General features: G+C 44.1%; 20 protein-coding genes. 10 read left to right on the top strand and 10 right to left on the bottom strand.

Features of this window, described 5'->3' with window-relative positions; genetic code table 11:
* Positions 1 to 122: 122 nt before the first annotated feature.
* The 6 genes from MMO42_RS05215 (at position 123) to MMO42_RS05240 (ending at position 7,801) form a co-directional block, all read left to right on the top strand.
* Positions 123 to 1,223, top strand: a complete 1,101-nt coding sequence (locus tag MMO42_RS05215) for an efflux RND transporter periplasmic adaptor subunit (RefSeq protein ID WP_241319608.1) — start codon at positions 123 to 125, stop codon at positions 1,221 to 1,223.
* Between the two features lie 2 nt (positions 1,224 to 1,225).
* On the top strand, positions 1,226 to 4,354 hold the full coding sequence (locus MMO42_RS05220; protein WP_241319609.1) for an efflux RND transporter permease subunit: 3,129 nt from the start codon (positions 1,226 to 1,228) through the stop codon (positions 4,352 to 4,354).
* A gap of 132 nt (positions 4,355 to 4,486) precedes the next feature.
* On the top strand, positions 4,487 to 4,864 hold the full coding sequence (locus MMO42_RS05225) for a hypothetical protein (RefSeq protein ID WP_241319913.1): 378 nt from the start codon (positions 4,487 to 4,489) through the stop codon (positions 4,862 to 4,864).
* A gap of 143 nt (positions 4,865 to 5,007) precedes the next feature.
* Complete coding sequence (gene dnaJ / locus MMO42_RS05230) at positions 5,008 to 6,120, top strand: molecular chaperone DnaJ (protein ID WP_241319610.1); 1,113 nt, start codon at positions 5,008 to 5,010, stop codon at positions 6,118 to 6,120.
* Between the two features lie 113 nt (positions 6,121 to 6,233).
* A complete protein-coding gene (gene dapB, locus MMO42_RS05235) occupies positions 6,234 to 7,055 on the top strand; it encodes a 4-hydroxy-tetrahydrodipicolinate reductase (protein ID WP_005297729.1) in 822 nt (273 codons plus the stop codon).
* Between the two features lie 95 nt (positions 7,056 to 7,150).
* Positions 7,151 to 7,801, top strand: a complete 651-nt coding sequence (locus tag MMO42_RS05240; protein ID WP_241319611.1) for an START domain-containing protein — start codon at positions 7,151 to 7,153, stop codon at positions 7,799 to 7,801.
* 39 nt (positions 7,802 to 7,840) lie between these two features.
* On the opposite strand, the gene MMO42_RS05245 is transcribed toward MMO42_RS05240, so the two are convergent.
* Entirely contained in the window at positions 7,841 to 9,028 is a 1,188-nt protein-coding gene (locus MMO42_RS05245) for an MFS transporter (RefSeq protein ID WP_241319612.1), read from the bottom strand.
* Position 9,029: 1 nt separating this feature from the next.
* Complete coding sequence (gene dkgB / locus MMO42_RS05250) at positions 9,030 to 9,836, bottom strand: 2,5-didehydrogluconate reductase DkgB (protein WP_241319613.1); 807 nt, start codon at positions 9,834 to 9,836, stop codon at positions 9,030 to 9,032.
* A 133-nt stretch (positions 9,837 to 9,969) separates the two neighbouring features.
* Here dkgB and MMO42_RS05255 point away from each other — a divergent pair, with 133 nt between their 5' ends.
* Entirely contained in the window at positions 9,970 to 10,872 is a 903-nt protein-coding gene (locus MMO42_RS05255) for a LysR family transcriptional regulator (protein WP_241319614.1), read from the top strand.
* Here MMO42_RS05255 and MMO42_RS05260 read toward each other — a convergent pair.
* The gene (locus tag MMO42_RS05260; RefSeq protein WP_241319615.1) at positions 10,820 to 11,230 is read right to left on the bottom strand and encodes a hypothetical protein; all 411 of its coding nucleotides are present in this window, start codon (positions 11,228 to 11,230) and stop codon (positions 10,820 to 10,822) included. The genes MMO42_RS05255 and MMO42_RS05260 overlap by 53 nt on opposite strands.
* 90 nt (positions 11,231 to 11,320) lie before the next feature.
* Between MMO42_RS05260 and MMO42_RS05265 the strand changes: the two genes are divergently transcribed.
* Together MMO42_RS05265 and MMO42_RS05270 are read left to right on the top strand one after the other, a co-directional pair.
* Entirely contained in the window at positions 11,321 to 12,748 is a 1,428-nt protein-coding gene (locus MMO42_RS05265) for a PLP-dependent aminotransferase family protein (protein WP_241319616.1), read from the top strand.
* Positions 12,749 to 12,786: 38 nt separating this feature from the next.
* The gene (locus tag MMO42_RS05270) at positions 12,787 to 13,605 is read left to right on the top strand and encodes an isocitrate lyase/phosphoenolpyruvate mutase family protein (RefSeq protein ID WP_241319617.1); all 819 of its coding nucleotides are present in this window, start codon (positions 12,787 to 12,789) and stop codon (positions 13,603 to 13,605) included.
* Between the two features lie 51 nt (positions 13,606 to 13,656).
* On the opposite strand, the gene MMO42_RS05275 is transcribed toward MMO42_RS05270, so the two are convergent.
* From MMO42_RS05275 to MMO42_RS05305, 7 genes are all read right to left on the bottom strand, one after another.
* Positions 13,657 to 14,682: an NAD(P)-dependent alcohol dehydrogenase gene (locus MMO42_RS05275; protein ID WP_241319618.1), complete on the bottom strand. Its 1,026-nt coding sequence runs from the start codon at positions 14,680 to 14,682 to the stop codon at positions 13,657 to 13,659.
* Positions 14,683 to 14,718: 36 nt separating this feature from the next.
* Complete coding sequence (locus MMO42_RS05280) at positions 14,719 to 15,273, bottom strand: DNA-3-methyladenine glycosylase I (protein WP_171550932.1); 555 nt, start codon at positions 15,271 to 15,273, stop codon at positions 14,719 to 14,721.
* Between the two features lie 36 nt (positions 15,274 to 15,309).
* The gene (locus MMO42_RS05285; RefSeq protein ID WP_241319619.1) at positions 15,310 to 15,555 is read right to left on the bottom strand and encodes a hypothetical protein; all 246 of its coding nucleotides are present in this window, start codon (positions 15,553 to 15,555) and stop codon (positions 15,310 to 15,312) included.
* 9 nt (positions 15,556 to 15,564) lie between these two features.
* A complete protein-coding gene (locus MMO42_RS05290) occupies positions 15,565 to 16,101 on the bottom strand; it encodes a M23 family metallopeptidase (protein ID WP_241319620.1) in 537 nt (178 codons plus the stop codon).
* A gap of 38 nt (positions 16,102 to 16,139) precedes the next feature.
* A complete protein-coding gene (gene mutY, locus MMO42_RS05295) occupies positions 16,140 to 17,177 on the bottom strand; it encodes an A/G-specific adenine glycosylase (RefSeq protein ID WP_241319621.1) in 1,038 nt (345 codons plus the stop codon).
* Between the two features lie 450 nt (positions 17,178 to 17,627).
* Positions 17,628 to 18,365, bottom strand: coding sequence for a dienelactone hydrolase family protein (locus MMO42_RS05300; RefSeq protein ID WP_241319622.1), 738 nt, complete (start codon positions 18,363 to 18,365; stop codon positions 17,628 to 17,630).
* A gap of 167 nt (positions 18,366 to 18,532) precedes the next feature.
* Positions 18,533 to 18,691, bottom strand: coding sequence for a DUF1328 domain-containing protein (locus MMO42_RS05305; RefSeq protein WP_004776391.1), 159 nt, complete (start codon positions 18,689 to 18,691; stop codon positions 18,533 to 18,535).
* A 187-nt stretch (positions 18,692 to 18,878) separates the two neighbouring features.
* Between MMO42_RS05305 and MMO42_RS05310 the strand changes: the two genes are divergently transcribed.
* Positions 18,879 to 19,331 (top strand): YcgN family cysteine cluster protein, encoded by a 453-nt coding sequence (locus MMO42_RS05310; protein ID WP_241319914.1) that lies wholly within the window; start codon positions 18,879 to 18,881, stop codon positions 19,329 to 19,331.
* Positions 19,332 to 19,408 lie beyond the last annotated feature (77 nt).

Consider the following 19,408-nt stretch of genomic DNA (forward strand, 5'->3'; position numbering starts at 1 on the left):
ATCAAATTTCTAGGTTTAATTTTTAATTAGTGTACTCATGGGTATATTAATTAAAAAATAAACAATCTATGATAATGCTCATATCACGCCTTAAAAATCAATTTGAATAAGAGCGCAAAGAGATGAATCAGATTAATCGTATCATATTGGGGTTACTCATTGTCAGTAGTGTACTCCTCAGCGCATGTCAAAAAGAGGTGCCCAAGACTGAGGAAATTCCCTATGTCATGGTGACACAACCGAGTAGCAATCATGTTGATCAAAAAAGCTATGCCGGTGATGTGCAGGCGAGACAGCAAACTGCTTTGGCCTTCCGTGTCGGGGGACAGATTACTGAACGTTATGTCGATGTTGGTGATCGGGTCAAAGTGGGACAAGTGCTGGCGAAATTAGATGTAAAAGATGCACAATTGCAGATGAATGCAGCCAAAGCCCAATTAGACAGTGCGCAGGCTGCCGCAAAGATTGCTGCTGAAGAATATCAGCGTTATCAGCAACTTTTACCTGTCAATGCAGTGAGCCGTTCGCAATTTGATGCAGTCAAAAATCAATATGAATCGGCGCAGGCAAGCCTGCAACAAGCACGTTCAAACTATGAAGTGTCGTCTAACCAAACGGGTTATAACCAGTTGGTTTCCAATAAAAATGGTGTGATTACTCAACGTCAAATCGAGATTGGACAGGTCATTGCAGCAGGGCAAGCAGTTTATCAATTGGCGATTGATGGTGAACGTGAAGTGGTCTTTGGTGTACCTGAACAGGCGGTCAGTACGATCAAGGTCGGGCAACCTGTATGGGTCACTTTATGGTCACAGCCAGATGCACGGTTTGCGGCGAAAGTACGTGAGGTTTCACCCGCAGCAGATCAGTCGCGCACTTTCACGGTAAAAGTCTCTTTGCTTGAAGGGCAATCCAGTATTCAGTTAGGACAAAGCGCACGGGTGTTCTTTGTCGCAAATGAAAATAACGTGTTGAGCGTACCGCTCTCCAGTGTCACTGCCAATGATCAACAAGCTTATGTTTGGGTGGTTAATGCCAATCAAAGTATACGCAAAGTGCCTGTTACTTTAGGAACTTATGGGCGAGATAGTGTGCCTGTGGTGTCTGGATTAAAAGCAACGGATTGGGTTGTGGTCGGTGGCGTTCATTTACTGCGTGACCAGCAAAAAATTCATCCAGTTGATCGTGATAATCGTGAAGTCACCGTAAAAGCGGGAGGTTAAACATGAAATTTAACCTTTCAGAATGGGCACTCAAGAATAAGGGGATTATCCTTTATTTTATGCTGTTGCTCGGCATCGTCGGCATCATGTCTTATTCCAAACTTTCACAAAGTGAAGATCCGCCGTTTACTTTTAAAGTGATGGTGGTACAGACCTATTGGCCAGGCGCAACTGCCAAAGAAGTGTCGACCTTGGTCACGGATCGAATTGAAAAAGAATTGATGACCACGGGGCAGTACGACCGCATCATGGCCTATTCACGACCAGGGGAGTCTTTGGTGACCTTTGTGGCCAAAGACAGTTTGCCATCCAGTGCTATTCCTGACGTTTGGTATAACGTACGCAAGAAGGTCAATGATATCCGCTCGCAATTGCCGAGTGGTGTACAAGGGCCTTTTTTCAATGATGAGTTTGGTGACACCTTCGGTAATATTTATGTACTGACAGGCAAAGACTTTGACTATGCGGTAATGAAAGAATATGCCGACCGTTTACAACTGCAATTGCAACGGGTCAAAGATGTCAACAAGGTCAATCTGGTAGGTCTGCAAGATCAGAAAATCTGGATTGAACTGTCCAATACCAAAGCAGTACAGCTGGGTGTGCCTGTCACTGCGATTCAGGAAGCCATTCAAAAACAAAATGACATGGCGGGCGCTGGTTTCTTTGAAACGGGTACCGATCGTATTCAAATCCGAGTGAGTGGGCACTTACATAGTGTTGATGACCTGAAAAAAATGCCGTTATTGGTAGGGGATAAAACCATTCAGCTCGGTGATGTTGCTGAAGTCTATCGGGGCTTTAGTGAACCTGCTCAGCCACGTATGCGTTTTATGGGCGAAAACGGTATTGGTATTTCCGTTTCGATGCGTAAAGGCGGTGACATCATTGCATTGGGTAAAAACCTTGAAACCGAATTCAATCGTCTACAAAAAACCTTACCTTTGGGTATGAAATTGCAAAAGGTGTCTGATCAGCCTGTCGCGGTACAACGCAGTATTCAAGAGTTTTTAAAGGTTCTTGCAGAAGCAGTCATTATTGTTTTATTGGTGAGCTTCTTCTCACTGGGTTTCCGTACTGGTCTGGTGGTGGCATTGTCTATTCCACTGGTATTGGCCATGACCTTTGCAGGCATGAATCTATTTGATGTGGGGCTACATAAGATTTCCTTGGGGGCATTAATTCTGGCCCTCGGGTTGCTGGTGGATGATGCCATTATCGCTGTTGAAATGATGGCGATTAAAATGGAGCAGGGTTATAGCAGGCTCAAAGCGGCTGGCTTTGCATGGCAAACTACCGCTTTTCCGATGTTGACGGGAACGCTGATTACCGCAGCAGGCTTTTTGCCGATTGCGACAGCCCAATCGGGTACAGGTGAATACACCCGTTCTATTTTCCAAGTGGTGACCATTGCCCTGATGGTGTCATGGATTGCGGCAGTTTTGTTTGTCCCTTATTTAGGTGAAAAGCTATTACCCGATTTTACTAAACAGAATCAGCAGGCAGCATGGTATCTCCGTTTATGGGCACGACTGCGTAAGCAGCCTGCCCCTGTGGTGCAAGCACATGGGCAGCATCACGATCCATATCAATCCAAGTTCTATCAGTCCTTTGGTCGGGTGGTTGAAATTTGTATTACCTACCGTAAAACCGTGATTGCAGTGACGGTCGGGATCTTTGTGCTGTCGGTCGCGATGTTTAAATTGGTGCCGCAACAATTCTTCCCGCCATCGAACCGTGCTGAAATTTTGGTGGATTTAAAACTTGAAGAGGGGGCATCACTGACCGCTACAGAACAAGCGGTACATAAGGTGGAGCAGTTCCTGTCCAAGCAAAAGGGGATTGATAACTATGTGGCCTATGTGGGAACAGGTTCACCGCGTTTCTACTTACCGTTAGATCAGCAATTACCACAAGCCAGTTTTGCTCAATTTGTCGTGTTGGCTTCGTCTTTAGATGATCGTGATGAAATCCGTCGCTCTTTGGACAAGCAGATTAAACAGTTATTGCCTCAAGTAAGAACACGGGTGTCGTTACTGGAAAATGGCCCACCAGTCGGTTATCCATTGCAGTATCGTGTGTCGGGTGAAGACCTTGGAACCGTACGTCAATGGGCGCAAAAAGTTGCCAAAGTTCTGAGCGAAGATCCAAATACCACCAACGTGCATTTGGATTGGGGCGAGCCAAGCAAAATCATTGCGATTGAAATTGATCAGGATCGTGCACGTCAAATGGGCGTTTCCAGTGTTGATCTCGCCAATTTCCTCAATGCATCGGTGACGGGTGCGGTGATGAATCAATATCGTGAAAAACGTGAATTGATCGAAATCCGCTTACGTGGTGATAAATCTGAACGCGTTGAAGTGGCATCTTTGGCAAGCTTGGCAGTACCGACCAGCAAAGGCACAACAGTCCCGTTGGCGCAAATTGCCAACATTGAATCCCGTTTTGAAGAAGGTTTAATTTGGCATCGTAATCGCCTGCCAACCATTACCGTTCGTGCTGATATCCGCACCCACTTACAACCTGCAACCGTAGTGCAACAGTTGGCTGATCAGATGCAGAGCTTACGTGCAGATCTGCCAAGTGGTTATCTACTGGAAGTGGGGGGTACGGTTGAAGAGTCGGCTAAGGGGCAAAATTCGGTTAATGCGGGTATGCCATTGTTCTTGGCGGTGGTGATGACTTTGTTAATGATTCAGCTGCGTAGCATGTCGCGGGCAACCATTGTGTTGCTGACAGCACCACTGGGTTTGATTGGTGTGGTTGCGTTCCTATTGTTGTTCAACAAGCCTTTCGGTTTCGTCGCGATGCTCGGTACGATTGCATTGTCTGGGATGATTATGCGTAACTCGCTGATTCTGATTGATCAGATTGAGCAAGATATTCAGGCTGGGCATGCGCCATGGGATGCGGTGATTGGTGCAACTATGCGTCGTTTCCGTCCAATTGTGTTGACGGCATTGGCTGCGGTGTTAGCGATGATTCCTTTATCGCGCAGTATTTTCTTTGGTCCGATGGCTGTTGCGATTATGGGCGGTTTGATTGTTGCCACCTTATTGACCTTATTTTTCCTGCCTGCACTGTATGCGGCATGGTTTAAGGTTAAGAAAACAACACAACTATCGTAATTATTTTGTGAATAAAGGTGCGAAAGATTGAAAATTTCAATATAGTAGCACCTATATTTTAAGACCAAAAAATAATTGAATTTCATAGCATGACAAATTTTGCATAATGCTGTGAATGAGGTGATAGAGAGCATGGGGCAAGACGGTATTGAGCAGCATCGCCGCTATGTGGCGATTTCTTATGTGTTCATGTTTCTTGCATTATTTACGATAGTGTTTGCTGCATTTGCGTACCTATTAGCACGAAAAGTTGCGACTGTGGATAATGCCGAAGTATGGATACATGCGCATGCACTTTGGATTATGCGTAATGTGATGTTGTTTTTGCTGATGGCCTTCTTTGCAGCGCTCTGGTTTATTCCACTGTTCTTTTTTGTTTGGAACAGCGCACTTTGGGTGACCGCAATGACGGTTGCTGGAGTGGTATTTGGTTCAATTGCATGGTTATTTTTATTGAATGCTTGGCTGAAAGGTATTGCGAAGTACTTTAAGAATAAAGCCGTTTTCTAAATTTATCGTTTTTTTATTGCAATAGACCTTGTAAATTTATTGTACAGCCCCTATTAAGGCTCTGTTGATTTTTTATTTCTAAAGTCAGCAGAGCCTATTTGTTTTTTAGATTTAAGTAAATTCCGTGAGGAGCACCGCCAACCATGGCTAAACGTGATTATTATGAGGTTTTAGGCGTTTCGAAAACCGCAAGTGATGATGAGATCAAAAAAGCCTATCGTAAGTTGGCGATGAAGTATCATCCAGACCGTAACCCTGACAACGCAGAAGCTGAAGAAAAGTTCAAAGAAGCTGCAGAAGCATATGAAGTGCTTTCTGATGATGAAAAGCGCAGCATGTATGACCGCGCAGGACACAGTGCCTTTGAAGGCGGCTATGGTGGTGCGGGTGGCGGCTTCGGTGGTTTTAGCGCAGAAGATATTTTCAGTCAGTTTGGCGATATCTTTGGTGGTGCGTTTGGTGGCGGTGGTCGTCAACAACGTCAACGCCGTGGTTCAGACCTTCGTTATGTCATGGAACTCACACTTGAAGAAGCTGTAAAAGGCGTGAAAAAAACCATTACTTTCACTGCGCCAGCGCCATGTGAAACCTGTGATGGGAAAGGATCTAAAAATCCGAAAGATGTCGAAACTTGCCGTACCTGTCATGGTGCTGGTCAAGTGCGTATGCAACAAGGTTTCTTCTCGGTTCAGCAAACCTGTAGTACCTGTCGTGGTCAAGGCCAAATTATTAAAAACCCGTGTAATACCTGTCATGGTTCAGGCGTTGCAGACCGTCAACAAACACTTGAAGTTACCATTCCAGCCGGTGTGGACAATGGCGATCGTGTACGCTTAACGGGTAAAGGCGAAGCCATCCGTGATGGTCAGGCAGGCGATTTATACGTTGAAGTTGTTGTTCGTGAACACGAAATTTTCCAACGTGATGGCGCTGACCTATATATGGATGTACCAATCAGCATTGCCGATGCTGCTTTAGGTAAAGAAATTGAAATCCCGACCCTTGATGGTCGTGTCAGCTTAAAAATTCCTGAAGGTACACAAACAGGTAAATTGTTCCGTTTACGTGGTAAGGGTGTTCGCCCAGTACGTAGCAGCATGGTGGGTGATTTACTTTGCCGTATTGTGGTTGAAACACCAGTGAATTTGACCGGCCGTCAACGTGAATTGATGAAAGAGTTACAAGCCTCTTTCGAAGGTGATGGTCATGCTTCATCACCAAAGAAAAAATCGTTCTTTGATCGTCTATTTGACTAATTAAACCTCCATAAAAAACCTGCTGCGGCAGGTTTTTTATTGGAATTTTTTAGCGCAGGCACAGAGTTTTGCTATAGTAGCTGAATTGTTTAAATAAAAGACTGGGAAAAATTATGTCATCTTCTCCACGCATTGGAATCTTGGGTGCAGGCGGACGCATGGGGCGTATTCTGATTCAAGCGGTACAACAAGCAGGCTATCAACTTGCAGCGGCTGTTGAGCGTCCAGAAAGCAGTTTGGTCGGTGCAGATGCAGGCGAGCTTGCTGGTATTGGCAGCATCGGCGTCAAGATCGTGGGAAGTTTGAGTGAAGTGTTGAAAGACTGTGATGTGGTGATTGATTTCACCGCGCCTGTCGCGACTGAACAGCACTTAAAGTTATGCCGTGAAGCGGGCGTGGCAATGGTGATTGGTACCACAGGGATGTCAGATGAGCAAAAGGCCTTTCTGGATGAAACAGCCACACAGACACCTGTCGTGTACGCTGCCAATTATTCAGTAGGTGTGAACGTTTCGATTAAATTATTAGAACTGGCTGCAAAAGTGTTTGGCGATACGGTTGATATCGAAATCATTGAAGCGCACCATCGTCATAAAGTGGATGCGCCATCAGGCACGGCATTTATGATGGGTGAGGCAATTGCAGATACCCTAGGTCGTAACTTGAAAGAAGTTGCGGTCTATGGTCGTGAAGGTTATACCGGTCCGCGTGATCGTCAAACCATTGGTTTTGAAACTATTCGCGGTGGCGATATCGTGGGCGAACATACGGTGATGTTTATCGGTGAAGGTGAACGTGTAGAAGTGACGCATAAAGCAACCAACCGTATGAATTTTGCCTCAGGTGCAGTTCGTGCAGCGGCGTGGGTGGTTGGTCGTGAAGCGCGTAAATATGATATGAAAGATGTTTTAGGCTTTAACGATATTGAAGTATAAAACGTTCCTTTTTTGTACTATAAAAGAGCTTGCTGCGCTTTCTTCCCTTTGAAGTCACGCAAGCTCTCCTGACCATTACAACAATTGAGCATGACATGAATAAAAAACACATTGTTCTTGCCACACTGCTAAGTATCAGCAGCTTGGCTGTAACTGCTGCAACCGATACCGCTAAACTGAGTTTAAATCGCAATAATATTAAAGTTTGGACCTACCAAACAGAAAGCAATCCGATTATTCAATATAAAGCTGAAACAACCTTTGATGTACCTTTAGAACGTGCTGTGGCTGTGGTGCTGGATGTAGAACGTACGCCACAATGGGTGCCGTATGTGGGTAAGGCTCAAATGTTGTCTCGAGATGATAAGAAAGGCGAATTCACCCTGTATATGGTTTTGGATTTTCCATTTCCTTTAAAAGACCGTGATGTGGTGATTAAAGGGAAAATGAGTAAGAATGCAGATGGCAGCATTAGTATTAAAAACAATGCCATTCAAAATAATTATCCTGAGCAGCCTGATGTGGTGCGTTTAAGCAAATATGCGGGTGATTGGACCTTCCAACGCTTGGCAAATAACAAAGTTAAAGTGACCACCAGTGGCTATGCAGATCCAGCAGGAGCGATTCCACTGAGCTTTGTGAATATGTTTGTGCAGCAGCAACCCTATCAAATGCTCATGAAAATGAAAAAAGAAGTGAATAATCCGTTATATGCGCAACCAAAGTTGCCAGATTTATTGAAATAATAAAAAAGCCTGATTGAAATCAGGCTTTTTTATGTGAGCTTAAGCTTGCGGGCATTGTTGTAATGGCGTGTCTGGTTTGGCTGCTAATTTCATTTGAATGAAAACCAAGATTAAACCAATACCTGCCAGTACCGCACCGATCATGGAAACAGCTGCGTAGTTTAAACCGAGACTTAATACTGCACCGCCTGCTGCCGCACCAATCGCATTGCCTAAGTTAAACGCACCAATATTCACAGAAGAAGCAAGTCCAGAGGCTTCATGTGCAACTGACATCACGCGCATTTGCAATGGCGGAACGATGGCAAAGGCCGCTGCACCCCAGATCACCAATCCGATCGCTGCACCTAATTGTGTTTGGGCAAGGATTGGGAAAACAACCATCAATGTGATCAGCAAGATCAAGAAACCAATCAGGGTCTTATCAATCGATAAGTCTGCGAACTTACCACCAAAGTGATTACCAATCGAGAAACCAATCCCGATCAAAACCAGCATGAGGGTGATAAAGGTCGGTGACGCATGGGTGAACTCAACCAGACTTGGCGCGATATAGGTGTATAAGGTAAACATCGCGGAAGCACCAAACACCGTCGTGAGCAAGGCCAAGACCACGGGTAAGCGAGTAAGGACGCTTAACTCCATTTTGACATTCGGCTTTTGTCCAACCGATCCGACAGGAAGCGCTTTCCAGAGCGACAGCATGGTGATCACACCGAGGGCTGAAATCGCAAGGAAAGACATTCTCCAACCAATATTTTGCCCCACCCAAGTTGCCAGCGGGACACCACCAATATTGGCGATGGTCAGGCCCATAAACATGGTGGCCACTGCACTGGCCTGTTTATTTGCAGGCACCACACTGGCTGCGACCACAGAGCCGATCCCGAAGAAAGCGCCATGATTCAAGCTGGTAATCAACCGAGCACCCATTAAGCTCATGTAGTTGGGTGCAAAGGCTGCGATCAGGTTGCCAATGGTAAAGATTGCCATCAGTAGAATCAGGGCATTACGACGGGCAAAGCCACCAAACCATAAGGTCATGATCGGCGCACCCAACATTACGCCCAGCGCATAGCCTGTAATGAGCATACCGGCACTTGGGATGGATACACCGAGATCATTGGCAATATTGGGTAACAGGCCCATGGGTGAAAATTCGGTGGTTCCGATGGCAAAGGCACCAATCGCCAGTGCCAATAACGGCAGATTAATGCGGCTGCTCATGTTATTTGTCCCATTCAGGCGCAAATGGTTTCGGACTCACTTCACGACCATTGCGTTCAAGTTGGGCAATCAGTTGCATTTCCTCTGCACTTAGGGTTAAGTCTTGAGCTTTTAAGTTGCTGATCAGATTTTCGCGTTTGGTTGATGATGGAATCACAGCAAAACCATTTTGTAATGCCCAAGCCAAGGCTACCTGCGCAGTCGTTGCTTGATGCTGTGCTGCAATCTCCAATAAAGTTGGATCGTGCAGCACTTTGCCATAAGCTAAGGTCATGTATGAGGTCACATCAATATTCTGTTCACGTAAAAAATTGACCAATGTGCGGTTCTGCAAATAAGGACTTAACTCAATCTGGTTAGTTGCAATGTGTTCTACACCAATGCTGTCAATTGCTTGCTGAGTCAAAGCAATATTAAAATTTGAGATACCAATTTGCTTGGTCAAACCTTGTTGCTTTGCCTCTAATAACAATTGCATCACACTTGGGATGGACACACCGAGTTGTGGAGCAGGCCAGTGGATCAAGGTGAGATCGACAGCATCCGTACGAAGCTTTTGTAAGCTGTCTTTTAAGCTGGGAATGAATTGGTCTTCAGCAAAATTGTCGACCCAGATTTTTGTGGTGAGGAACAAGTCTTGACGTGCGACACCACTTTCAGCAATTGCTTGACCAACTGCCGTTTCATTTTCATAAACCTGTGCGGTATCAATTGCACGATAGCCCACTTCTAGGGCTGTTTTGACGGAATCAATTACCGCTTGTTCTTTAAGACGGAAAGTACCTAAACCAAATTGGGGGATACGCATATTTTTCACCTAATCTTTTTTCATGCTCGGCAGAGCTATTTGATGGCTGTTATTTTGCGATGATTATTGTTGCTAAAAAATAGATGAATTTGCAAAATACAGTTGACTAAATATCAATAATTGAAGGGTGACAATGAAATCAACCGTAGAAGAACTGCTGGCTTTTATGACCATTGTCGATACAGGTTCCTTTATTGCTGCGGCTGAGCGGCTGGGGCAGACCGCATCTGGATTGAGTCGTTCGCTTAGTCGCTTAGAATCTAAACTTGAAGTGACGTTGTTAGAACGCACTACTCGCAAATTAAAACTGACACAGGAAGGGCAGCAATTCCTGCAACAGGCCCGTAAAATTTTAAGTGATCTGAATGCAGCCGAAGAGGCTCTACAAAAATCAGATCAGGATACGTCGGGGGTAATACGAATAGATTCCGCGACACCATTTATCTTGCATGTGATCACACCATTGGTACATAAGTTTAGAAAGTGTTATCCCAATATTGAAATCGAGTTGAACAGCAATGATCTGGTGATTGATCTTTTGGAACATAAGACGGATGTTGCTTTCCGTTTTGGTGAATTACATGATTCCAGCTTACATGCCAAATTGGTGTGTAAAAGTCGTATTTATATTGTTGCTAGTCCAGACTATTTACAACGCAAAGGTAAACCCTTACACCCCAAGGCATTAACTGAGCATGATGTGATTGGTTTTACCCGTCCTACCTATATCAATACATGGCCAATTAAAATTGGAGCTGAATATTTTCAGGCCCAGCCCAAAGTAAAAGCATCGAGTGGTGAAACAGTACGCCAATTATGTTTGCGCGGGCAAGGCATTGCTAGACTCTCCGAGTTTGAAATCTGGCAGGACATGCGAGAAGGGCGTCTAGAAGCACTGTTTGAAGATCAAATTGAACATTCTTATCAAAGCATCCATGCTGTTTATTATCAACAAGAGCACTTGCCAAAACGGGTCCGTTTATTTATTGAGTTCTTGACTGAGCAACTAAGTCAGGGCTTCTCGGTTTGCCAATAGCCTCATTTTGAAGTTGTACATTCAGCACTGGAATTGATGGCCCCGTTTTCTGTATCACTGAAACCACAATATGTTGCTGCTGTAATTTACATTCAAGTTCGACCGTTGGCAGAAAGTTGCTTGAGAGCATCAGACCATTTTCATTGGGCTTTTTATAGGTCATTTTGATGATGCGAGTTTGCTGCGGAGCTTCAGCTTTTTCCATTTTCCATAATTCATAGGTCGGTTGATTTTGAAGTCGTAAGTATCCTTCTGAAAGAGACTTACACACCTGTTGTTGCTGATAAGTCGCTTGGTCAGTGAGGTTGCAGCCTGTAAATAAAACAGTGCTTAATATAAATAAGATATTATTTTTCATGGTCTTATCCTTTGGCTGTTGATTTTTATAGCTTAAAGGTGTTGTATAAACCAATACAGATACAGAAATTTATAAAAAAGCAGTACAGAGATGACTTTTCACTATCAGCGCTTGGCAGAACAATTGGCTCACAAGATTTATCAACATGAGCTGCAACCCCAACAGAAATTAAGTTCCTTAAGGGAATTTGCGCGTCAGCAAAGTGTGAGTTTGAGTACGGCACAACAGTGTTATGAATTGTTGGAAGCCAAAGGGCTGATCTATGTGAAAGCAAAATCGGGCTATTTTGTGAATTCTAGACAATATCAAAGTGCAGTACCTGACAGCCCGAATTTTGAGTCCAAAGCTCGACAGGTTTCAAATTTAGATCTGCAAAATCAAATACAGACGGCATCGATTCAACATCATTTAACGCCATTGGGTGCGATCCAACTGTCTCCACATTTAATTCCTGTTGATGGCTTGCGTCGCTCTTTGCAACGTGCATTGAAACATTGCCAGCCTGAAGATTTTTTATATTGTAATAAACAAGGACATCAGCAACTTCGTAAAGCCTTATCTGATCATTGGCGTGAAGACGGCATCTATGTTGCGACAGATGATATTTTTATTACCAATGGTTGTATGCCTGCCTTATCGCTGTTGATCCAACAGATCAGCAAAGAGGGCGATAGTATTCTAGTTCCGACCCCGACCTTTAATGGTCAGTTGCAAATGTTGGCTAGCCTGAAACGTAAGATTATTGAGATTCCAGCAGATCATCGTGGCATTGATCTGGAGCGCTTAGAGTTTTTTATGAAACAGGGCAGTGCTAAGCTTTGTTTACTGACCGCTAATTTTCAGAATCCATTGGGATATTGTCTCAGTAATGAGCAAAAACAGCAGATTGCTCAACTGGCCCAGCAGTATCAATGTTTTATTTTGGAAGATGATATTTATGGCGAATGTAGCTTTCAAAAAGAACGACCTTTACCCATTCGCTATTGGGATCAGGAGGGCTATGTCATCTGGTGCGGTTCGGTTTCTAAATCATTATCTACAGCTTATCGTGTTGGTTGGTTTTGCTTGGGTCAACAGCTGCAATATTTAAGACCGCAATTGTTGGCCAACAATGTGGGAGTGAATACGCCTTTGCAACTCGGTTTAGCCGATTTTATTTACAGCCGTGGTTATCGAGAACATTTGGACCAGTTAAGACCTAAACTGATGCGGCAGGTTGAACAATATCGGGCTTATATTCTCGAGGTGTTTCAGGGGATTCCGATTGGATTAAGCCAATCACAAGGTGGCTATGCTTTATGGATGCAACTACCAAATAGTATTACAGGTTTGGAGTTGTATTATTTTGCACAAGGTCAAGGAATTAATATTGTGCCAGGAGAAGTATTTGGCGAAGATCGGCGTTATCAGCACTTTTTGCGTTTAAATGCCGGTCATGCGTTAACAGCAGAAATCCGCCAAGCGATTCAACAATTGGCAGATTGGACACGGGCGAGTTTAAGTTCATTAGAGTATTAAGATCTAATCAACAATCTGAATTAAAGAGGCACCAAAAAATGCAACGCACGATTGCTGAAAAAAGAAAAATATTTCGTGATCTGCATCAGGCAGGATGTTTTGTATTGCCTAATCCATGGGATGCAGGGAGTGCAAAAATGTTGCAGCAACTCGGTTATCAGGTTTTAGCAACCACCAGTGCGGGTTATGCATGGTCTTGCGGTAAAACGGATGGACAGTTGTCACGTGCAGAGGTACTCGCTCATCTTGGTTATATAGTTCAATCAACCGATCTACCTGTGAATGCAGATTTTGAAAGTGGTTTTGCAGAAACGATCGAGGGCGTTTTTGAAAGCGTAACAATGGCGATTGCAACAGGTGTTGCAGGGATATCGATTGAGGATTCGACTGGAAATACGGAAAAGCCATTACGAGAGCTTGAGGAGGCTGTTAAGAGGATAGCCGCAGCACGTAAAGCGATTGATGAAAGTGGTGAAGACGTGATGTTGATCGGACGTGCTGAAAATTTCTTTATTGGTGTTCCAGATTTAGACGATACCATTACTCGACTGAAAGCCTATTCTGCTGCGGGTGCTGATTGTCTTTATGCGCCTGGTATAAAAACAGCAGATCAGATTGTTGCGGTGGTCCAAGCTGTAGCACCCAAGCCAGTAAATGTTCTGATTGCATGGGACAGTGAGTTTAGTGTTCAAGAGCTAGCATCTTTAGGCGTTCGACGAATCAGTGTAGGGAGTGCATTGGCACGGACCGGATGGCATGCTTTTATTCAAGCAGCCACTTCGATTGCGGAAACTGGTCATTTTAACTGTTTTGCAGAGAATATCTCTGGGGCTGAGTTGAATAAAAGACTAAGGTGAAATCCGCCAAGCGATTCAACAGTTGGCGGATTGGGTACAGAAAAGCATGAATTAATCGAAATCAGCTTTGAGTACGATACGATAACGCGCTTGGCCCGAGTGCAGTCGTTCGATCGCTTCATTCAGTTGTGACATTGCAAATAACTCAACCTGCGGTGCGATATTTTTGCGTGCAGCGAACTGTAAAAGTTGACGGAGTGCCAAAGGTGAACCAGTAGGCGAAGAGGTGACAGATTTAGCACCTCCCATGATTGCACCGACAGAAACAGGGATCGGTTCTAAAGTTACTCCGAGGAAATGTAGACTACCTTTTGGCGCCAAAGTATTTAAATAGGCTTGCCAGTTCAGCGTTACATTGACTGTACTGAGCAATAAATCAAACTTGCCACGTTGTGCTTTAATGGCTTGAGCATCACGGCTATTGACCACGTGATCGGCACCCATAGCTTTGAGTTCTTCGGTTTTATCTGGGTTCGAGCTGAAAGCGGTAATTTCACAACCCCATGCTTTAAGCAACTTAATCGCGATATGACCGAGACCACCAATACCAATCACCCCGACATGATGCGTGGCTTGGATTTTATGTTTCAGCAAAGGATCAAATACCGTGATGCCACCACAGAGCAGTGGGCCAGCACTTTCGGGATCTAAATCGTCTGGAAGGGGAATGACCCATTGCCAACCTGCACGGACTTTATCTGCAAAACCGCCTGCATGGCCTACGATGGTTGCTGTTTTTTCACCTGTACATAAAACCTGATTGCCACCAATACAAGGATCACAGGCTTGGCAGGTTTCAGCAGTCCAACCAATCCCGACGCGTTGACCGACTTTTAATCCTTTGGCTTCTGATCCCAATGCAAGGATGGTACCAATGATTTCATGTCCAGCAACCGCAGGGTAAACCGATGATTGCCATTCATTATTAATTACAGACAGATCGGAGTGGCACAGGCCACAATATTCAACTTTGACTTCAACTTGATGGGCTTTTAAGTCTCCCGCATCAAATTGGTACGGCACCACTTGCTCACCTGCTTGCATTGCAGCATAAGCGCGAATTTGATTATTGCTCATTGGAACTCCCATTCAAGGAAAATCGATGATGATTTGTTATTTAAATTGGCAATGATTTTCGTGGTCATTGACCATACCAACCGCTTGCATAAACGCATAACAGGTGGTTGGGCCCACGAATTTAAAGCCACGTTTTTTTAAGGTTTTTGATAGTTTCTGGCTAAGTTCAGTTTGTGCAGGTGCTTCGCGGTAATTCGCCACATCATTATTTTCGGTTTGATGATCGACAAAACTCCATAACCAAGCAGGGACGTCGTTGACCTCATCTTTGAGTTTGAGCCAAGCAATTGCATTATCACGGATTGCTTTCAGCTTACCGAGGTGACGGATTAAGCCTGCATCACTGAGTTTGAGTTCGAGTTGATCATCCGTCAGTGCCGCGACTTCCGAAATGGAATGTTGAAAGAAATGTGAGCGGTAGTGATCACGTTTTTTCAGTACCGTAATCCATGAAAGTCCGGCTTGTTGTCCTTCTAGACAGAGCATCTCAAACAAATGGGCTTCGTCATGTTGAGCCTTACCCCATTCTTGATCATGGTAGGCAATATAGAGGGGATCATCGGAGCACCAGCCACAGCGTTGAGTTGACATATTTGATGCTCCTTGTTGTTATTTGAACAGCATAATTTAAAGTTGGAATGTCACCCATTCATTTGGGCGAGTATCCCAATAATACAGTTCTGCGCTATTTAAATCAGTAAATTTAAGCCAAAAGTCTTTACCTGATTTATCGGCAAAGCCTGTGCTAATCAACAACGCATCTTCGGTAATTTCCATGATCCAACCTTGATAGCTGGTACCACCAATAATGATTTTTTGCTGATTTCCAGACTCTGCAAATTCAACCAGACGTTCAATCAATGCTTCTGACATTGTAGATTCCTAACGTAAATACGGGTATGGATTGACTGCACCACGCCCTTTGCCATTTAAATAAATTCCGTAGTGTAAATGTGGAGAAGTATAACGAGCATTACCAGTATTTCCCACATAACCGATCAGATCACCTTTACGCACATAGTCACCAACGTTGAGACCGCGTTTATGACCGTCCAGATGCGCATAATAGTGCCAAGAGCCTGCTGGCCCAATAATCCAGATCACTTTGCCACCTAAATTATTATTACGTAAATCAGCAACTAAGCCTTCGGTCGCACTATACACTTTCGTACCACGCTCTGCCATGATATCGATGCCTTCATGGCTACGACCTTGACTACGTGCAGCACCCCAAGTATCACGTAATTCGTTTCGACTCACACCTTTGACTGGAACGGGTAGGCGGCTGTCTAAACGCATACTTTTTAGTTTATTCACCTGTGCATTGGGCAAGGGTGTCGGTTTTTTTGGGGCAGTGGTACATGCTGAAAGTAGGACCATCAACACGCCAACAATGGTATAGGAAATCGAACGACGCACACAAACTCCTTGCATTTTGATCGACAGCATAAAACGCTTTAAGTGTTTTGCTTGGCTGTAATCAATTTTTTCATGGCTGTTGGAATGCCTTTGGCAATCGCATTTTCTGGACTTAGCCATATGCCATTTAATTCGATGCTCAACTGTTCTTTTTGATCATGTTCCACGTGGAACAGCTTTTCATGCAGTAACCAAGTGAAGTGAGTAAAGCTATGGCTAATCTGCAATGATGATACTTGAGCTTGTAGTTTAAAGTGCTGCTCAATCTGTTGTAATTCGGTTGCTTGTTCAATAATAGGAAGACAATACAATCCTCCCCACAGACCATGCGCTTCACGCTGTTGCCAGAACCATTCATCTCCAGATTGGATCAGTAACACATTGGCTGTTTTAACTGGAACGGGTTTCTTGGCTTTTTTGAAGGGCAGTTCCTGTTCGATGCCTTGTTGATAGGCTTGGCAGTGCTCTTGCATCGGGCAATATAAACACAGCGGTTTTTTTGGGGTACACACGGTTGCCCCTAAATCCATGATCGCTTGGGTATAATCATGATTGCGCTCTTCTGGACAAAGATCTTCTGCAATTTTCCATAACGCTCGTTCATGTTGTGGCTTGGATAAATCATCTTCGATTGCAAGAAAACGCGCTAAAACACGTTTCACGTTACCGTCCATAATCACGCCGTACTGGCGTAAGCCAAGCGACATCAATGCTCCAGCAGTGGAGCGGCCAATGCCGGGCAGCTCAATCCATTGTTCTAGGGTTTCTGGAAATTCACCTTTTTGGCTAACGATCCCTGCCGCTTTATGTAGATTGCGTGCACGAGCATAGTAGCCGAGTCCTGCCCAATACGGGGCGACATCATCCCAACTGGCTTGGCCTAAGGTTTCTACAGTCGGAAAACGTTCAATAAAACGATCGAAATATTGCAGTACAGTTTTGACTTGCGTCTGTTGTAGCATGATTTCTGAGACCCAAACTTTGTAGGGATCATCGGCAACTTGCCATGGTAAGTCATGGCGACCGTGTTGGTCGAACCAGGTAAGCAGTGCATCAGAAAATGAAAAATCAGGCATGAATCAGAACAGTAAAAAGCTGGGGTGTAGTATAGCGGAAATGGGTCTTTTTGCGGTGTGAAAATTCTACAGGAAAATAAATGAGATGTAGGTCGTCAAAGACATGGTTTGAAATTCGATGAGAACTTGGCAAGACTCCGTTAAGTTTGCACTACCCCATTTTTTGAAAGTTTATATATTTACGTGCAGGCGATGTCTTGCTTTTGACGGGGCAAAAGTAACAAACCCCCTTTGTTTGGCTGACGGCACATCCTGAGCAATTTCAAAGCAAAGCTTTGAAAGCAGCGCAAGGCAGCCAAACGGGCGGCATTCATGCCGCCTTTGCACCATTAAATGTTTACGAAAGTCTAGATTTTGACTTACAAACAGCAAAGGTATCTAGGATTTAAACAAACTAGATATTTGTTCAATTCCGTATTTATGGTGGTCTTTAGAGATAGTTCTTTTGAATCACTTTAAATGTTTATCTAACAGCTCGTACATCGCTTCAAGACTTTGACGTTCTGCTTCAGCGTTATAGCCTAGGTCCACGTTATTGGCTTTGGCACGCTCATCAGCAAGTGGGTTACTAAAACCATGCTTTGCATCTTCAAAAATAATCACGTCGTGATCAACGCCTGCATCATGCATTTCCTGGCGGAAGCTTGCGACATTGTCTAAGGTCACCATGCTGTCCAGCTCACCATGCAGGACTAAAATCTCGGCTTTAATTTTGCCTTTCTCAGCAGGGGCTTTAGGACTCAAGATGGCATGAAAGGTTGCAACTGCTTTTAAATCTGCACCTGAACGAGCTAAATCCAACACCACTTTACCACCATAACAGAAACCGACTGCTGCAAGTTTATCTGCATTGACTTCTGCTTGAGCTGCTAAAGTTTCTAAGCCTGCTTGAGCACGATTGACGATGGTATCTGCATGCTCAAAAGTTTGATTCATCCATTCTGAAGCTTGTGGTACAGCCGTGGTCACTTTTTTATCGCCATACATATCAATTGCTAGAGCAGCAAAACCATGTTCGGCAAGCTCACGTGCGCGTTGCTCAGTGTATGCATTACGCCCCCACCATTCAGGTGCAACAATCACGCCTGCAACAGGCATGTCAATTGCAGGCGCAGCGAAATAACCAATTAAGCGTTGACCATCGGGAGCGGTATATTCAATTTCACGTGTGTTAATCGGGAAGCTCATTCTATAATCCTGATCTGTATTTTTAGAATGCATTGATTAAAACATAAAAAGGAAAATGGATGGCAGCGTAAAAACAGAATAAATACGCTTGTTTTAGCGGCGATTAAAAATAAAAAAAGAAGAATACCAAGATTCTTCTTTTTTTATTTTTTGGGTAAGTCAGATAACTAGACTTTACCTCTAGATATAAACCCAACGATTGCTAAGATGACGGCAACAACCAATAAGATGACTGCGAAATCTTTGGATAAACCTGCCACACCACCAAAACCTAATAAACTGGCAATGAGTGCAATTACAGCAAAAATAATGGCCCAACGGAACATGTCGTGTTCTCCTAATTTTTTCGTTATGAGTCCACTATAGCGTGTGTTTTTTGAGCGAAATGTGGTGTTTATGTGGTTTAAATGTTTAATACTTAAAGAAGTGTTAAATGAGTTAAAAGAGATTGGACCAAGTTGAGCATGGATGAATGCTATAATGCAAAGCTCCTTTAAAATTGAAACAATTGGTATGTCCGTCGAACTGCGTCCCAACTTTTGGAAACAATATCCGCTTGATCAGCTCAGCAATGCGGAGTGGGAAGCATTGTGTGATGGTTGTGGTTTATGTTGTCTGGTCAAGTTAGAAGACGAAGAAACCACAGAGGTGGCTTATACCAAAGTGTCGTGCAAATTGTTGGATTGTAAAACCGCACGTTGTTCAGATTACCCCAACCGTCAGCAACAAGTGCCTGACTGTATTCAACTGACACCTGAGCGGCTCAGTACGATTTCTTGGTTGCCGCCAAGCTGTGCGTACCGTCGTTTAAGTGAGGGCAAGAATTTACCGTCTTGGCATTACCTCAATACAGGTTCGCGTCAAAGTGTGATCAAGGCGAAGAAGTCCGCAGCTGGGCGCTGTATTTCAGAAACTGAAATTGATGAGGAACAGATTGAAGACTATATTGTGCGCTGGATACGCTGATCTTGACCTAAATAATCAACAAAACCCAGTCATCATAACAACACTTTTACAGTATTTTTATGAATGCAATTCCCTAA

It is taken from the genome of Acinetobacter sp. ANC 3882 (genome assembly GCF_022549545.1).
In the GTDB taxonomy this organism is placed as follows: domain Bacteria; phylum Pseudomonadota; class Gammaproteobacteria; order Pseudomonadales; family Moraxellaceae; genus Acinetobacter.

Bases quoted from the DNA above. Each gene is read 5' to 3' on its own strand.
- MMO42_RS05300 (WP_241319622.1), bottom strand. From the start codon at position 18,365: ATGAGCTTCCCGATTAACACACGTGAAATTGAATATACCGCTCCCGAT.
- MMO42_RS05255 (WP_241319614.1), top strand. From the start codon at position 9,970: ATGAAATCAACCGTAGAAGAACTGCTGGCTTTTATGACCATTGTCGAT.
- dkgB (WP_241319613.1), bottom strand. From the start codon at position 9,836: ATGCGTATCCCCCAATTTGGTTTAGGTACTTTCCGTCTTAAAGAACAA.
- MMO42_RS05305 (WP_004776391.1), bottom strand. From the start codon at position 18,691: ATGTTCCGTTGGGCCATTATTTTTGCTGTAATTGCACTCATTGCCAGT.
- MMO42_RS05215 (WP_241319608.1), top strand. From the start codon at position 123: ATGAATCAGATTAATCGTATCATATTGGGGTTACTCATTGTCAGTAGT.
- MMO42_RS05270 (WP_241319617.1), top strand. From the start codon at position 12,787: ATGCAACGCACGATTGCTGAAAAAAGAAAAATATTTCGTGATCTGCAT.
- MMO42_RS05225 (WP_241319913.1), top strand. From the start codon at position 4,487: ATGGGGCAAGACGGTATTGAGCAGCATCGCCGCTATGTGGCGATTTCT.
- MMO42_RS05265 (WP_241319616.1), top strand. From the start codon at position 11,321: ATGACTTTTCACTATCAGCGCTTGGCAGAACAATTGGCTCACAAGATT.
- MMO42_RS05220 (WP_241319609.1), top strand. From the start codon at position 1,226: ATGAAATTTAACCTTTCAGAATGGGCACTCAAGAATAAGGGGATTATC.
- dapB (WP_005297729.1), top strand. From the start codon at position 6,234: ATGTCATCTTCTCCACGCATTGGAATCTTGGGTGCAGGCGGACGCATG.
- MMO42_RS05245 (WP_241319612.1), bottom strand. From the start codon at position 9,028: ATGAGCAGCCGCATTAATCTGCCGTTATTGGCACTGGCGATTGGTGCC.
- MMO42_RS05240 (WP_241319611.1), top strand. From the start codon at position 7,151: ATGAATAAAAAACACATTGTTCTTGCCACACTGCTAAGTATCAGCAGC.
- dnaJ (WP_241319610.1), top strand. From the start codon at position 5,008: ATGGCTAAACGTGATTATTATGAGGTTTTAGGCGTTTCGAAAACCGCA.
- MMO42_RS05280 (WP_171550932.1), bottom strand. From the start codon at position 15,273: ATGTCAACTCAACGCTGTGGCTGGTGCTCCGATGATCCCCTCTATATT.
- MMO42_RS05285 (WP_241319619.1), bottom strand. From the start codon at position 15,555: ATGTCAGAAGCATTGATTGAACGTCTGGTTGAATTTGCAGAGTCTGGA.
- mutY (WP_241319621.1), bottom strand. From the start codon at position 17,177: ATGCCTGATTTTTCATTTTCTGATGCACTGCTTACCTGGTTCGACCAA.
- MMO42_RS05310 (WP_241319914.1), top strand. From the start codon at position 18,879: ATGTCCGTCGAACTGCGTCCCAACTTTTGGAAACAATATCCGCTTGAT.
- MMO42_RS05275 (WP_241319618.1), bottom strand. From the start codon at position 14,682: ATGAGCAATAATCAAATTCGCGCTTATGCTGCAATGCAAGCAGGTGAG.
- MMO42_RS05260 (WP_241319615.1), bottom strand. From the start codon at position 11,230: ATGAAAAATAATATCTTATTTATATTAAGCACTGTTTTATTTACAGGC.